Source organism: Mesorhizobium sp. B2-5-7 (genome assembly GCF_006440875.1).
Classification (GTDB): domain Bacteria; phylum Pseudomonadota; class Alphaproteobacteria; order Rhizobiales; family Rhizobiaceae; genus Mesorhizobium; species Mesorhizobium australicum.
Window position 1 is genome coordinate 1,018,436 of record NZ_VFUO01000002.1, and the last position, 12,319, is coordinate 1,030,754.

The window sequence follows — 12,319 nt, forward strand, 5'->3', positions numbered from 1 at the left end:
TGGATCGCGGAGCTCGCCGGTGGCAGCGGAGGCGAAAGGCATGACGACGCCGCTGACGACCCTGACGCGCGCGCAGAAGGCAGCCGCCATATTGGTGGCGATGGGCAAACCGTCCGCCAGCCGTCTCCTGAAATTCTTCAAGCAGGAAGAGCTGAAGGCGCTGATCGAGGGCGCGCGGCTGCTCAGGACCATTCCGCAGAGCGATCTCGAGCGCATCGTCGCCGAATTCGAGGCCGAGTTCACCGAGGGCGCCGGCCTGCTCGATTCCGCCGACAGGATGGACACCATTCTCAACGAGTCTCTTTCGCCCGAAGAGATGAGCGCCATCATGGGGGACAAGAAATTCGAGGTCGCGCCTGAAGGGCCGCCGCCGATCTGGCCCGATCTCGAAAAGCTCGAACCCTCGCGGCTGGGCGCGTTCCTAGCGGGCGAACACCCGCAGACGGCGGCCATGGTGCTGTCGAAACTGGGGCCGCAGGCGGCGGCGAGTGTGCTTTTGACACTGACGAAGCCGATGCGCGGCGAGATCATCAAGCGCATGGTGACGATGGCCAACGTTCCGGCCGCCGCCACCAGGATCGTCGAGAACCGGCTGCGCTCCAGCGTGCTGTCGGATACCTCCACCAAGGACACTTCGGCCGGGCAGGCGCGCGTCGCCAGCGTGCTCAACGAGCTGGAAAAGCCCCTGCTTGAGGAGGTCATGCAGGATCTCGAAGCCGCCGGCACGCCCGACCTCGACGGTGTCCGTGCCCGGCTGTTCGCTTTCGACGACCTGCCGCTGCTCACCCAGAAGGCGCGCGTGCTTTTGTTCGACGGGCTGTCGACCGAGCTTGTCACGCTGGCGCTGCGCGGCACGTCGGCCGCACTGGCCGAGGCGGTGCTGTCGGCGATCGGCGCGCGCTCGCGACGCATGATCGAGGCCGAACTCGGGCAAGGCTCGGAGGGTGTCCCGGCCGCCGACATCATGGCCGCGCGCAAGACGATCGTGACGACCACCATCCGCCTGTCGCGCGAAGGGGCCTTCGAACTTCCCTCGACGCAGAACGCCGCCTAAGGCATGTCCGACGCCACCGACAAGGACTCGAAAACCGAAGAGGCAACGGAAAAGAAGATCCGCGATACCATCGAACAGGGCAAGCTGCCCCATTCGAGGGAAACGGCGCTCCTCGCCTCGTTCGTCGCCATACTGGTGTTCACAGTCTTCTATGCCAAGGACGCCGTCGTCGATCTCAGCACGTTCCTGTCGATGTTCCTGGAGAAGCCCGAGGCCTGGCCGATGGACACCGAGACCGATGTCATCGCGCTTTACAAGCAGGTCTTGTTCGAAGTGGGTCGCGCCGTCGTGAGCCTGCTGGTGCTGCTGACGGTTGCCGGCATCAGCGCCTCGGTGCTGCAGAACATGCCGCAATTCGTCGGCGAGCGGATCAGGCCGCAGATGTCGCGCATATCGATCGCCAAGGGCTGGAACCGGATGTTCGGCGCCCAGGGGTGGGTCGAGTTTTTGAAATCGCTCGCAAAGGTCGGTTTCGCCATCACCGTGCTCACCTTCACCCTGTCGGAGGACCACCGCAAGCTGCTTGCCGGGATGATCACCAACCCCGTCGCTTTCGGCCTCGTCATCCGTGGCATCGCCGTCGACATACTGGTGGCGATCGTCTTCGTCATGGGACTGATCGCGGCGATCGACATCGTCTGGTCGCGCTTTCACTGGAAGCAGGACCTGCGCATGAGCAAGCAGGAGGTCAAGGACGAGTTCAAGCAGTCCGAAGGCGACCCGATCGTCAAGTCGCGCCTGCGCTCGTTGGCGCGCGACCGGGCGCGTAAGCGGATGATGACCGCGGTGCCGCGCGCGACGCTCGTTATCGCCAATCCGACCCATTTCTCGATTGCGCTGAAATATGTGCGCGACGAAGATTCGGCGCCGCTGGTCGTAGCGAAAGGGCAGGATCTGGTGGCGCTGAAAATCCGCGAAATCGCCAAGGAGCATAACATCCCGATCTTCGAGGACGTGGCGCTCGCCCGCTCCATGTACAAGCAAGTTTCGGTCGATAATGTGATCCCATCACAATTCTACCAGGCCGTCGCCGAACTGGTGCGGATCGTCTACTCGAAAAAGGCTGAGCGCAGACAGATTTCATGAACCGGCAACCGCACGCAAAATCCCGCGAGATCATCGTCGCCAGCGCCATCGAACAGGTGGTGGTGGAGCTCAGGCTGATCGACGTCGCCGATTATATCGCCTTCATCCGGCTGGAGCATTTCGCCTGCCTGTCGGATCTGGTCGATTCAGCGGCGGAGCTGTTCTTCATGCCGGGTACGCTTAGGCTCGGTCATGGCGGCGAGGCACATGTCGACTGGAGCGGCAGCCCGCGCATCGTGCTCGATCTGGAACTCAGGCCGCCCGGCGTGACCGTCTATTTCCAGCTGACGCTGAGCGAGACCGGCAGCACGGTCCTGGTCAATTACGTGTCGTTTGAAAAGCCGGGCGAAGACCCCGGGCACAACACGGCGCTGCTGGAGGCGGTGATCGAACAGGCCCGCATTCGCAAGGTCGAACCGCTGGCGTTCTAAAGCGCTTCCTTCAGCCGAGAGCGGCTACTCGATAAGCCCCAGCCGCAACGCCTTGGCGACCGCTTGGTTGCGGTTGACCGCATTGAGCTTTTGGGTCGACTGGGTGAGGTACTGGTTGGCGGTGTGCACCGACAGTTTCAGGAGCCGCGCGATCTCCTCGCTGGTGTTGCCGTTGGCGGTCAGCTTCAGGCATTCAAGCTCGCGCTTGGAGATCGAGCGCATTCTGCCGACGTCTCCCGGACGCATCCGCGCGACGGCGGCGAACAGCGAGAAGCAGCGAGCGTGAATTTCGTAGAGCGCATCCTGCGGCAGCGCGATCTCCGATCCCAGGAAGACGACAAGACCGCATTGATCGCGATCGGCATGGACGGGGAAGGCAATGCCGCTCGACCCGGGTGTCAGCGGCGCCATCTGTCCGGTCCAGGCGAGATTGCCGAACATGTCGGCCATGGCCGCCACGCCATCATCCGTCCACCAGCGCGGCTCGGTCGAAATCCGGCTATGGCGAACGATGTCCTCGCCATTGGCGCCTGAAATGAACTTGGTCGCCACCGCGACGCCTGGATAATCTGAATCAAAGCACGGGACCAGCCGGGCGCGCTCCGGCGACGGGCTGACGAAGTACAGGCCGAAGGCCGAGGCATTGATGTCGACTGAGATCCAGCGGCAGCGGCGCACCGCATCGGGAATGGTGACGGCGTGATGTGTGTCGGATCCCAGCGAGAAGGCACCGAACGGGCTGCGCTGCTCGTTGAAAAGGGCCTCCGCGGCCTCCTTGATGTCGGCGTGTTTCAAATGATGCCACTCCTGATCGCCGTGGCGATGGCCATCGCACGGTTCGAGGCCGCGAATTTCTGGATGGCGTGGGTGATGTAGCTGTTGACGGTGTTGGAGGAGACGCCAAGGATCACCGCCACCTCGTCGGTGGTCTTGCCTTCCGAGACCCAGAACAAGCATTCGCGCTCGCGGTCCGACAGCGGATCCTGCATCGCCGCGGCGGCGATCAACTGCGGGATGTGCGAAAGCGCGTAGCAGCATTTCAGCTGCGCCTTCATCAGCGCCGGCTGGTCGATCCGGCCGGCGGCGGCCGCCGAGAACAACGCGAACAGGCGCTGACGGCCGACATTCAGCCGCAGTGAATAGACCTCGGCATGGCCGAGCACGTCGAGGAGCCGAGCCTCTTCGCCCGAGACCAGCCCGCCGGCATCCGGCGCCTGGGCCGCCACCAGCGGCGTCGGACGGATACCGGGTGCGGCGGTGAGCGGGCCTTGTGCAAGGCCGGCGATCAGCCGCTTGCCGATCAACTCGATGGCGTCGAAGATCCAGTTCGAAGACACGATACGTGCATCGTTGCGGTCCTGGTCATGGACGATGGCGACCAGCATGTAGCTGTCGGCGCCGATCTCGGCGGTCAGCTCCATGAAGAAGGAGGTGAGATCACCGCGCGACGTCAGGCGCGAGCCCAATGTGTCGGATTGAAGAGGCGCGGCGGGACTGCTCATCTGCTGCTTTTTGGTCGGAATCAATTCTGATGCCCGGCTGCTGGAGTGCCAGCTGCCGAACCCGAAAACGCGTTACTTTTACGAGACACACACGAGGCGCGGGGCCGCGCCCAACCAGACGGAATCCATTCAGGGAACGCGAGACATCCGCGTCTAGCGCCGGAAAAATTCCGGAACGTGAGACTTTGGGTGGTCGCCGCGCCCCCCCGAGGACCGGCTGATTCGGGTCTAATCTACCCGCAGATGAATCCGACATCAAACGCGATTTGACAAAATCGAATCCGGTGGACTCGGCCTGCGACTCAGCGGCCAATTTCTTTGCATTTCCTGGGCACGGAAATCGAGCCGCGCAGGCCGGCCATGATTTTTGCGATGGGCTTACGCGGCGCCTCAGGATACAAAAAAGGGCTGCTGCCGCCACCCTTCCTTTGCCCGTCCTCCCCGCAGGCGCTGCGCTTTCTGGACGACCGCTCTACCGATCCTCGAACCCGGTCAGCACGCCGACGGCATTGATGCCGATCTCCTCGACGGCATAGCCGCCTTCCTGGACGAACAGCGTCGGCAGGCCGAGCTTGGCGATGCGCTGGCCGATCTTCGGATAATCCAGGCTTTTCAGCTTGAACTGGCTGATCGGGTCCTTTTCGAAAGTGTCGACGCCGAGCGAGACGACGACGATGTCGGGAGCGTAGGCGGCGAGCCTGGCGCAGGCATCCTCCAGCGACACGTTCCAGGCATCCCAGCCGGTGCCGAAGGGCATGGGGTAGTTGAGGTTGAAGCCTTCGCCGGCCCCCGCGCCACGCTCATCGGCATGGCCGAGGAAGAACGGGTACTCGACCATCGGATCACCGTGCAGGTTGAGAACCTGTACGTCGGCGCGGTCATAGAAGATCTCCTGCGTGCCGTTGCCGTGGTGATAGTCGACGTCGAGGATCGAGACACGCTTGGCGCCCTGGTCGCGGAACCATTGCGCGGCGACGGCCGCGTTGTTGATGTAGCAATAGCCGCCCATGAAGCCGGCCCCGGCATGGTGGCCGGGCGGACGGCAGAGCGCGAAGGCCGACCTCTCGCCGTCCTTGACCAGGCCGGCGGCGGTCAGCGCGACGTCAAAGGACGATTTGATAGCGGCCCAGGTGCCCTCGACGAAGGTGGCGCCGCCGTCGAAGGAATAATAGCCGAGCAGGGCGTCGATGCGCTTGGGCGGCACGTCGCCGCGCAGGCCGCGCGTCGGCCAGGTGAAGGGCATCGCCGTGCCCGCATGGCCCTCGGCGATCCATTGTGGCCAGACGGTCGGCAGGAAGTCGATGTAGTCGGCCCTGTGGACGCGCTTGGCGGCGGCGAGGTCGTGCTCGACCGGGGCAATGATCGGTCCGAGCTTCTCGCTTTCGACCCGCGCCTTGATGAACTCCGCCCGCGAGGGCTTTTCGAAGCCGGGCACGATGGCTGAGGTGACCAGTTCCATCTGCCCGGCATGACCGGCGTGAAGTGGCGAATAGACAGTCTTCATGAAATTCCTCTCGAAGTGCGAAGCTACGGCAATTCCAGGAAAAGTGTGAAGCGGTTTTCCGTCTGGAATTGCATTTGAAACCGGTCAGTCAAGGTTGAGGTAGGGGCTCACCAAGGCGAGCCACATGGTTTCCACATCGTCCTCGATGAGGTCGAACGTCCTGCGGTCCTTCTTCAGCCCAACGAGCCGACAGACGTGCCCGACCTCCATCATCAGCACGCCGAGCCGGCTGGCGATCTTGCCTTCGAGTGCGGGGTTCACATGCTGCAGCCATGCAGCATAGAGGGCGATGATCTGGTCGTCATATTCGTTCTGGATCGGCCGCAGGTCGGCATTGCCTGAAATGGCCTCGATCACCGGCATCAGGGTGGCGTTTTCGAGGTAGAGCTTGGACGTGTCGATGAACAGCTTGCGCACTTCCCGCCGAAATTCTTCGCGGTTGGTGGGCGGGGCGACCTTGATGCGCCTCGCGATCACCTCGGGAAAGGATGACAGCCAGCGCCGGGCGAGATCCAGAAGAATGGCTTCCTTGTTGGGAAAGTACTGGTAGACCGAACCGACCGACAGGCCCGCGCGCTGCGCGATGGCGAGCGTCGTCGGTGTCCTGGTTCCTTGCTCCCGCGTCAGGATCAGCGCAGCGTCGAGGATCCTGTCGACCACCTTGCTGGACCGTTGTTGCCGCGGCTGCTTGCGCGGCTCGAGCGCTATCCTGGTTTTGCGGTCGAGACTGCGCTTCACTGCTTGATGCCCTCGTTCCCTGCCTGGTCCCAACACAAGCGGGGCGTGCTGTCCACAATACATTCTAAATCCGGCATGTTGACAAACGCGAATAATCAGTCGCATTCTTTATCCACGCTGTCTCTTGGGATAACAAGGGAAATTTCGAAGACAGCGTACTGGCATCTATTTTTGTCCCATGGCGCCGCTCCTGTGGAGTGGGTCGTTGGGCACGGGGTTGTCGGGTCTAAAATCAGTCGTCAAAAGCGCGGAGTCGCGATGTCTGTTACGGGTGCGGGTCACAATGCGGATCTGATTGTCATCAACGGTCGTGTGCTGACCATGGACGGTGACAATCCCGCCGCCGAGGCCGTTGCCGTCAAGGACGGCGCCATCATCGCCATTGGCAGCCGTGCTGCAATCGAAGAGTTCAGGGGAACGGGTACAAAGGTCATCGACGCCGAGGGCGGTTCGGTGATCCCGGGTTTCATCGAGGCCCATATGCATCTGTTCGGCGGCGCGGCTGAACTCGACAATCTGCACCTGGCTGGCGTGCATGGCTTCGATGCCTTGCGCGATGCTATCCAGCTCTTTGCCGCGACGCGGCCCAATGCCAAGCTTCTGATCGGCGCCGGCGTCGACTATGCGGTCCTTCCCGAGCCGGTTACGCGGCATCATCTCGACCGCATCATTCCCGACCGCCCCTTCGCCATGTCGGCTTCCGACCATCACACGATGTGGGCGAACACCAAGGCGCTGGAGCAGGCAGGGCTTCTGCATGGCCGCCAATTGGGGCCGGGCAACGAAATCGTCATGGGCGCCGACGGACTGGCCTCGGGCGAATTGCGCGAAGGTGAGGCATTTGGTCCGATTCTGGAATTCTTTGGCCAGAACCGCACGCGGCTTGGCCTGACTGGCATGGAGCCGGAGCCTTATCCTTCGGCCGAGGAATTGGCTGCCGACCGCGATCTGATGCATCGCGGTCTCGAATGGTGCGCCAGGCATGGCATCACGTCGATCCAGAACATGGATGGCAACCTCTACCAGCTTGAATTGCTTGCCGGCCTGGAGGCGGAAGGGCGGCTTATATGCCGTACAAAAATCCCGTTCCATTTCAAGAACTTCATGACACTGGGCATGCTTGAAAAAGCGTCGGGTATGGCCGCGACCTATAACTCCGAATGGCTCTCCTCGGGCATGGTCAAGGTGTTTTACGACGGTGTGCTCGATTCTTGGACTGCCGTGATGGTCGACGACTACGCCGACCGTCCCGGCTGGCGCGGCGAGCCATTGTTCACGCCCGAGCACTTCGCCGAGGTGGCAGTGGAGGCCGACCGCAGAGGCCTGCAGATCGCCGTTCATTCGATCGGTGACGGCGCAGTCCGCGCGGTGCTGGACGGCTATCAGGCGGCGCGGGAGAACAACGGCAAGCGGGACAGCCGTCACCGCGTCGAGCATATCGAAGTCATCACCCCGACGGATGTACCGCGGTTCGCCGAACTTGGCGTCATCGCTTCGATGCAACCGCCGCATCCGCCCGGCGCCATGAACTTTCCGCTGGAGCCGACGATTTCGCGCATCGGTCGCGAAAGGTGGCCGCTGAGCTATGCCTGGCGCACGCTGAAGGATGCTGGCGCCCGCGTCGTGTTCGCTTCCGACTGGCCGGTCTCGCCGGTTGATCCGATCCTGGGCATCCAAGCGGCGGTGATGCGCAAACCTTGGGCAGAGGGCCTGGCGGACCAGAGTTTCTCGCTGCATGAAGCGCTTGCCGGCTATACGGTCGAGGGCGCCTACAGCGAATTCATGGAGCACCGCAAAGGCGTGCTGAAGCCGGGTTATCTAGCGGATCTGGTCGTTTTGTCGGCCGATATCGAGAGGACTGCCCCGGAAGCGTTGCATACGGTGCGGCCGGTGACGACCATCTGTGGCGGCAAAATCACCTACCAAGCCTGACTGTGGCATGGGGCTTGCAGTGCCAAGACTACCAACTGAACTGTGGTTCAATGCCGGGCTTGCCAACCTACCGGCCATGTGGTCACATCCAACAGGGGACAAACTCCGCCAGCAAGAGCGGGGTCAACAGTGAGGCGTAATCGTGCCGGACAAACCGGATCGGAATGCGATTGAAGTAGTAAACGTCAGCAAAATTTTCGGATCGGGTGAGGGGCAGGTCGCTGCTCTCGACAAGGTTTCGGTCTCCATTCGCGAAAACGAGTTCTTCACGCTGCTGGGACCCTCAGGCTGCGGCAAGACCACCTTGCTGCGGCTGATCGCCGGCTTCGACTTTCCAACCGCCGGGGAAATCCTGCTCTACGGCCAGGATATCGCGCCCTTGCCGCCGTTCAAGCGCCCGGTCAACACCGTCTTCCAGTCCTACGCGCTGTTCCCGCATATGACGGTGGCCGACAATATCGGCTTCGGCCTGGAGATGCTGGGCAAGCCCAGGGCCGAGATCAAGGCGCGCGTCGCCGAGATGCTGAAGCTGGTCAAGATGGAAGCGCTGGCCGGCCGCCGCACAGCCCAGATTTCCGGTGGCCAGCAACAGCGCGTGGCATTGGCCCGGGCATTGGCGCCGCAGCCGAAAGTGCTGTTGCTCGACGAACCGCTCTCAGCCCTCGACTACAAGTTGCGCAAGGAGATGCAGATCGAGCTCAAGCGGCTGCAGCACGAGACCGGCATCACCTTCATCTTCGTCACTCATGACCAGGAAGAAGCGCTGACCATGTCGGACCGCGTCGCTGTGATGTCGTCGGGCAAGATCCTTCAGGTCGGTTCGCCCTGGGATATCTACGACAAGCCGGCGGATCGCTTTGTCGCCGACTTCATCGGCGAAACCAACTTCCTCACCGCCGCCATATCGGGCATCGGCAGCGGCAAGGCGCGCGCGACGCTCAAATCCGGCGCGACCATCGAGGCGACCGTTGCCGAAGGTTTTCAGCCGAAGGACAACGCCACCGTGGTGGTAAGGCCCGAGCACGCCAAGCTGACGAAGGACAAGGGCGATGTGTCGGGCACGGTCGAGAACATCGTCTATTTCGGCACCGATACGCATATCCACGTCCATCTCGACAGCGGCGAGGCCTTCACCGTGCGCCAGCAGAACACGCGCAGCGCAGGCTGCGGTTTCGAGCGTGGCGACAAGGTCGGCATCATGATCGGCAACGATGCCGCGCAAGTGCTGAGGGACTAATGGCGACCGCGGAAGAAGTCGCCAAGGCAGCGGAACGGCGCGATGTCCGTGACCGCTGGCTTCTGTCAGCGCCGGCGCTGCTGGTCATTCTGTTCGCCGCGACCGGCCCGTTGCTGATCGTGTTGGTCTATTCGCTCCTGACGCCGGGCGCATATGGCGACGTGAAATGGCAGTTCTCGGGCGATGCCTGGACGTCGGTGTTCCTGGAGCGCGACATTTTCGACGACACGCTGTCGCTGGCGGCGGCGCATGTCACCATCTTCTGGCGCTCGATCAAGCTTGCGGTTGTGACGACACTCGCCACGTTGGCGCTCGGTTTCCCGACGGCCTACTTCATGGCGACGCGCAGTGAAAAGACCAGGGATCTCTGGCTGTTCCTGATCACCATCCCGTTCTGGACCAACCTGTTGATCCGCACTTTCGCCGTGCTGCAGATCATCCGCAACGAAGGCATCGTCAACACGATCCTGCTCAAGCTCGGCATCGTCTCGGCGCCGGTCCAGATCCTCTACACCGACACGGCGATCCTGATCGGCATGGCCTATGTCTACCTGCCGCTGATGGTGCTGCCGATCTACGCCAGCATGGAGAAGCTCGATTTCCGGCTGGTCGAGGCGGGCTACGATCTTTACGCGACGCGTTTCAAGGTGCTGCGGAAGATCATTTTCCCGCTAGTCAAACCCGGCGTCATCGCCGGCTCGATCCTGGTCTTCATTCCGGCGCTGGGCGCTTATGTGACGCCGAGCGTGCTCGGCGGCGGCAAGAACATGATGCTGTCCAATTTGATCGAACTGCAGTTCGGACAGGGCCGCAACTGGCCGCTCGGCTCGGCACTGTCGATCACGGTGATGATCATCGTTATGGTGGCGCTGCTTGCCTATGTGCGCAATGCCGGGAAGTCGGGGGTGCGGCATGGCTAGCAACTTTTCCATCAAGCACCAGCCGGGTTTCACCGCGATCGCGGCGACTTGTTTCGTTATCCTCTATCTGCCCATCATCGTGCTGGTTATCTACGCCTTCAACGCGGCGAGCTCGACATCCGAATGGGGCGGCTTTTCGCTGAAATGGTTCCAGTCGGCATACCAGAACACTCAGGTCATCGACGCGACGCTGCGTTCCTTCCAGATCGGCTCCATCGCGGCGGTGCTGTCGACCGTCTTTGCCACCATGGCGGCACTCGCCACCACGCGCACGGCGTCGTATCCCGGCCTTACCTTCAAATACGCGGCGATCAACCAGCCGCTGATGGTGCCCGAGATCGTCACCGGCGTGGCGCTGCTGATCTTCTTCTCGCGCATCAAGATCTTCACCGGTTATTCCGGCATCGGCTACCTGGTCGCCGCGCATACGGCGTTCTGCATTCCGTTCGCCTACCTGCCGATCCGGGCGCGGCTGGAGAATATGGATCTGACGCTGGAGCGCGCCGCGGCCGATCTCTACGCGACGCCATGGAAGACCTTCCGCCGCATCACGCTGCCGCTTTTGTGGCCTGGTATCCTGGCCGGCCTGATGCTGGCCTTCGTCATCTCGCTCGATGACGTGGTCATCACAGAGTTCGTCAAATCGGGCGGTCAGGACACGCTGCCCACTTACATGCTCGGCCAGATCCGCCGCGGCATCACACCCGAGATCAACGCGATATCGACCGCCTTCCTGCTGCTTTCGGTCGCGATCGTCACGTTGTTTTTCTTCGTCAGCAGGAAACGAGACTGAAACCGACAACGGGAGTTAAAACCATGAACTGGAAGACAACAGCGACCGCCATGGGGTTGGCGTTGCTTGCCTCGACGGGCCTCGCGCGGGCCGAAGGCGTGCTCAACATCTACAATTGGGGAAACTACACCAGCCCCGACGTGATCAAGAAGTTCGAGGCGAAATACAACATCAAGGTGACGATCACCGACTATGACTCGAACGACACCGCTCTGGCCAAGGTTCGCCAGGGCGGCACCGGCTTCGACATCGCGGTGCCTTCGCAGACCTATGTGCCGATCTGGATCAAGGAAGGCCTCGTCCAGGAGACCGATCCCGGCAAGATGGAGAACGCCAAGAACATCGCGCCCGAATGGGCCAATCCCGACTTCGACCCAGGCCGCAAATACACTGTTCCTTGGGCCTGGGGCACGATCGGCGTCGTCGTCAATACCGACGCCTACAAGGGCCCGGCGAACACCTGGGGCATCATCTTCAACACGCCCGACGAGTTGAAGGGCAAGGTCAACGTCGTGCCCGAGATGGGCGACGTGATGTTCGCGGCGATCAAGTATGTCGGCGGTCAGCAATGCACCGACGACAAGGCGGTGCTGAAGAAGGTGCGCGACCTCCTGGTGGCAGCCAAGCCGAACTGGATCGCCATGGAATACAACACCATCGAGAAGATGGGCGCCGGCGACTTCAAGGCAACCAGCGACTGGAACGGTTCGGCCCTGCGCCAGCGGCTGGCCAACCCGGCCATCCACTTCAACTATCCGAAGGAAGGTTATGGGCTGTGGAGCGACAACGTCGTTGTGCTCAAGGAGGCCAAGAACGTCGAAAACGCCAAGCTGTTCCAGAACTTCATCATGGATCCGGAAAACGCCGCGGGTCTCTCGGCCTTCCACCGATACGCGAACGCCATCACCGGCTCGGACAAGTACATGCCAGCCGACATGAAGGACGCGCCGGAGGTGGTCATTCCGGCCGACGCCAAGCCGCTTGGCGAACTGCAGCAGATGTGCGCTCCGGAGACGCAGGAACTCTACACCAAGATCTGGACCGAACTGCAGAAGTAGTCACAGACCCAAGGGGCCCGGCGGCACTTGCCGCCGGGCCTTTTCTTTCCGGGAATGGCCTTTC

At 62.2% G+C, this 12,319-nt stretch carries 12 protein-coding genes; 8 read left to right on the top strand and 4 right to left on the bottom strand.

What is annotated here, in order from left to right:
* The first annotated feature begins 40 nt into the window (after positions 1 to 40).
* The 3 genes from FJ543_RS12470 to FJ543_RS12480 are packed head-to-tail and all read left to right on the top strand — an operon-like array spanning position 41 to position 2,571.
* Positions 41 to 1,054, top strand: coding sequence for a flagellar motor switch protein FliG (locus FJ543_RS12470; RefSeq protein ID WP_140619464.1), 1,014 nt, complete (start codon positions 41 to 43; stop codon positions 1,052 to 1,054).
* Positions 1,055 to 1,057: 3 nt separating this feature from the next.
* Positions 1,058 to 2,140, top strand: a complete 1,083-nt coding sequence (flhB, locus tag FJ543_RS12475; RefSeq protein ID WP_140823147.1) for a flagellar biosynthesis protein FlhB — start codon at positions 1,058 to 1,060, stop codon at positions 2,138 to 2,140.
* Positions 2,137 to 2,571: a hypothetical protein gene (locus FJ543_RS12480; RefSeq protein ID WP_015315925.1), complete on the top strand. Its 435-nt coding sequence runs from the start codon at positions 2,137 to 2,139 to the stop codon at positions 2,569 to 2,571. Before flhB ends, FJ543_RS12480 begins: the two co-directional genes overlap by 4 nt.
* A 24-nt stretch (positions 2,572 to 2,595) precedes the next feature.
* On the opposite strand, the gene FJ543_RS12485 is transcribed toward FJ543_RS12480, so the two are convergent.
* From FJ543_RS12485 to FJ543_RS12500, 4 genes are all read right to left on the bottom strand, one after another.
* The gene (locus FJ543_RS12485; RefSeq protein ID WP_140875260.1) at positions 2,596 to 3,366 is read right to left on the bottom strand and encodes a helix-turn-helix transcriptional regulator; all 771 of its coding nucleotides are present in this window, start codon (positions 3,364 to 3,366) and stop codon (positions 2,596 to 2,598) included.
* Positions 3,363 to 4,073, bottom strand: a complete 711-nt coding sequence (locus tag FJ543_RS12490; RefSeq protein WP_041163672.1) for a helix-turn-helix transcriptional regulator — start codon at positions 4,071 to 4,073, stop codon at positions 3,363 to 3,365. The genes FJ543_RS12485 and FJ543_RS12490 overlap by 4 nt, the downstream gene beginning before the upstream one ends.
* Positions 4,074 to 4,545: 472 nt before the next feature.
* Positions 4,546 to 5,577, bottom strand: coding sequence for a histone deacetylase family protein (locus tag FJ543_RS12495; RefSeq protein WP_140875262.1), 1,032 nt, complete (start codon positions 5,575 to 5,577; stop codon positions 4,546 to 4,548).
* Positions 5,578 to 5,661: 84 nt separating this feature from the next.
* On the bottom strand, positions 5,662 to 6,315 hold the full coding sequence (locus FJ543_RS12500; protein WP_015315929.1) for a TetR/AcrR family transcriptional regulator: 654 nt from the start codon (positions 6,313 to 6,315) through the stop codon (positions 5,662 to 5,664).
* 258 nt (positions 6,316 to 6,573) lie between these two features.
* On the opposite strand from FJ543_RS12500, the gene FJ543_RS12505 reads away from it, so the two are divergent.
* The 5 genes from FJ543_RS12505 (at position 6,574) to FJ543_RS12525 (ending at position 12,255) form a co-directional block, all read left to right on the top strand.
* Positions 6,574 to 8,247, top strand: coding sequence for an amidohydrolase (locus FJ543_RS12505; protein ID WP_140875264.1), 1,674 nt, complete (start codon positions 6,574 to 6,576; stop codon positions 8,245 to 8,247).
* A 142-nt stretch (positions 8,248 to 8,389) separates the two neighbouring features.
* Entirely contained in the window at positions 8,390 to 9,484 is a 1,095-nt protein-coding gene (locus FJ543_RS12510; RefSeq protein ID WP_015315931.1) for an ABC transporter ATP-binding protein, read from the top strand.
* Positions 9,484 to 10,404 (top strand): ABC transporter permease, encoded by a 921-nt coding sequence (locus tag FJ543_RS12515; protein WP_015315932.1) that lies wholly within the window; start codon positions 9,484 to 9,486, stop codon positions 10,402 to 10,404. Before FJ543_RS12510 ends, FJ543_RS12515 begins: the two co-directional genes overlap by 1 nt.
* Positions 10,397 to 11,197: an ABC transporter permease gene (locus FJ543_RS12520; protein ID WP_015315933.1), complete on the top strand. Its 801-nt coding sequence runs from the start codon at positions 10,397 to 10,399 to the stop codon at positions 11,195 to 11,197. Before FJ543_RS12515 ends, FJ543_RS12520 begins: the two co-directional genes overlap by 8 nt.
* A gap of 23 nt (positions 11,198 to 11,220) precedes the next feature.
* The gene (locus FJ543_RS12525) at positions 11,221 to 12,255 is read left to right on the top strand and encodes an extracellular solute-binding protein (RefSeq protein WP_015315934.1); all 1,035 of its coding nucleotides are present in this window, start codon (positions 11,221 to 11,223) and stop codon (positions 12,253 to 12,255) included.
* Positions 12,256 to 12,319 lie beyond the last annotated feature (64 nt).

Coding starts and splice junctions, on each gene's coding strand:
- FJ543_RS12515 (WP_015315932.1), top strand. CDS start 9,484: ATGGCGACCGCGGAAGAAGTCGCCAAGGCAGCGGAACGGCGCGATGTC.
- FJ543_RS12480 (WP_015315925.1), top strand. CDS start 2,137: ATGAACCGGCAACCGCACGCAAAATCCCGCGAGATCATCGTCGCCAGC.
- FJ543_RS12505 (WP_140875264.1), top strand. CDS start 6,574: ATGTCTGTTACGGGTGCGGGTCACAATGCGGATCTGATTGTCATCAAC.
- FJ543_RS12525 (WP_015315934.1), top strand. CDS start 11,221: ATGAACTGGAAGACAACAGCGACCGCCATGGGGTTGGCGTTGCTTGCC.
- FJ543_RS12495 (WP_140875262.1), bottom strand. CDS start 5,577: ATGAAGACTGTCTATTCGCCACTTCACGCCGGTCATGCCGGGCAGATG.
- FJ543_RS12490 (WP_041163672.1), bottom strand. CDS start 4,073: ATGAGCAGTCCCGCCGCGCCTCTTCAATCCGACACATTGGGCTCGCGC.
- flhB (WP_140823147.1), top strand. CDS start 1,058: ATGTCCGACGCCACCGACAAGGACTCGAAAACCGAAGAGGCAACGGAA.
- FJ543_RS12470 (WP_140619464.1), top strand. CDS start 41: ATGACGACGCCGCTGACGACCCTGACGCGCGCGCAGAAGGCAGCCGCC.
- FJ543_RS12520 (WP_015315933.1), top strand. CDS start 10,397: ATGGCTAGCAACTTTTCCATCAAGCACCAGCCGGGTTTCACCGCGATC.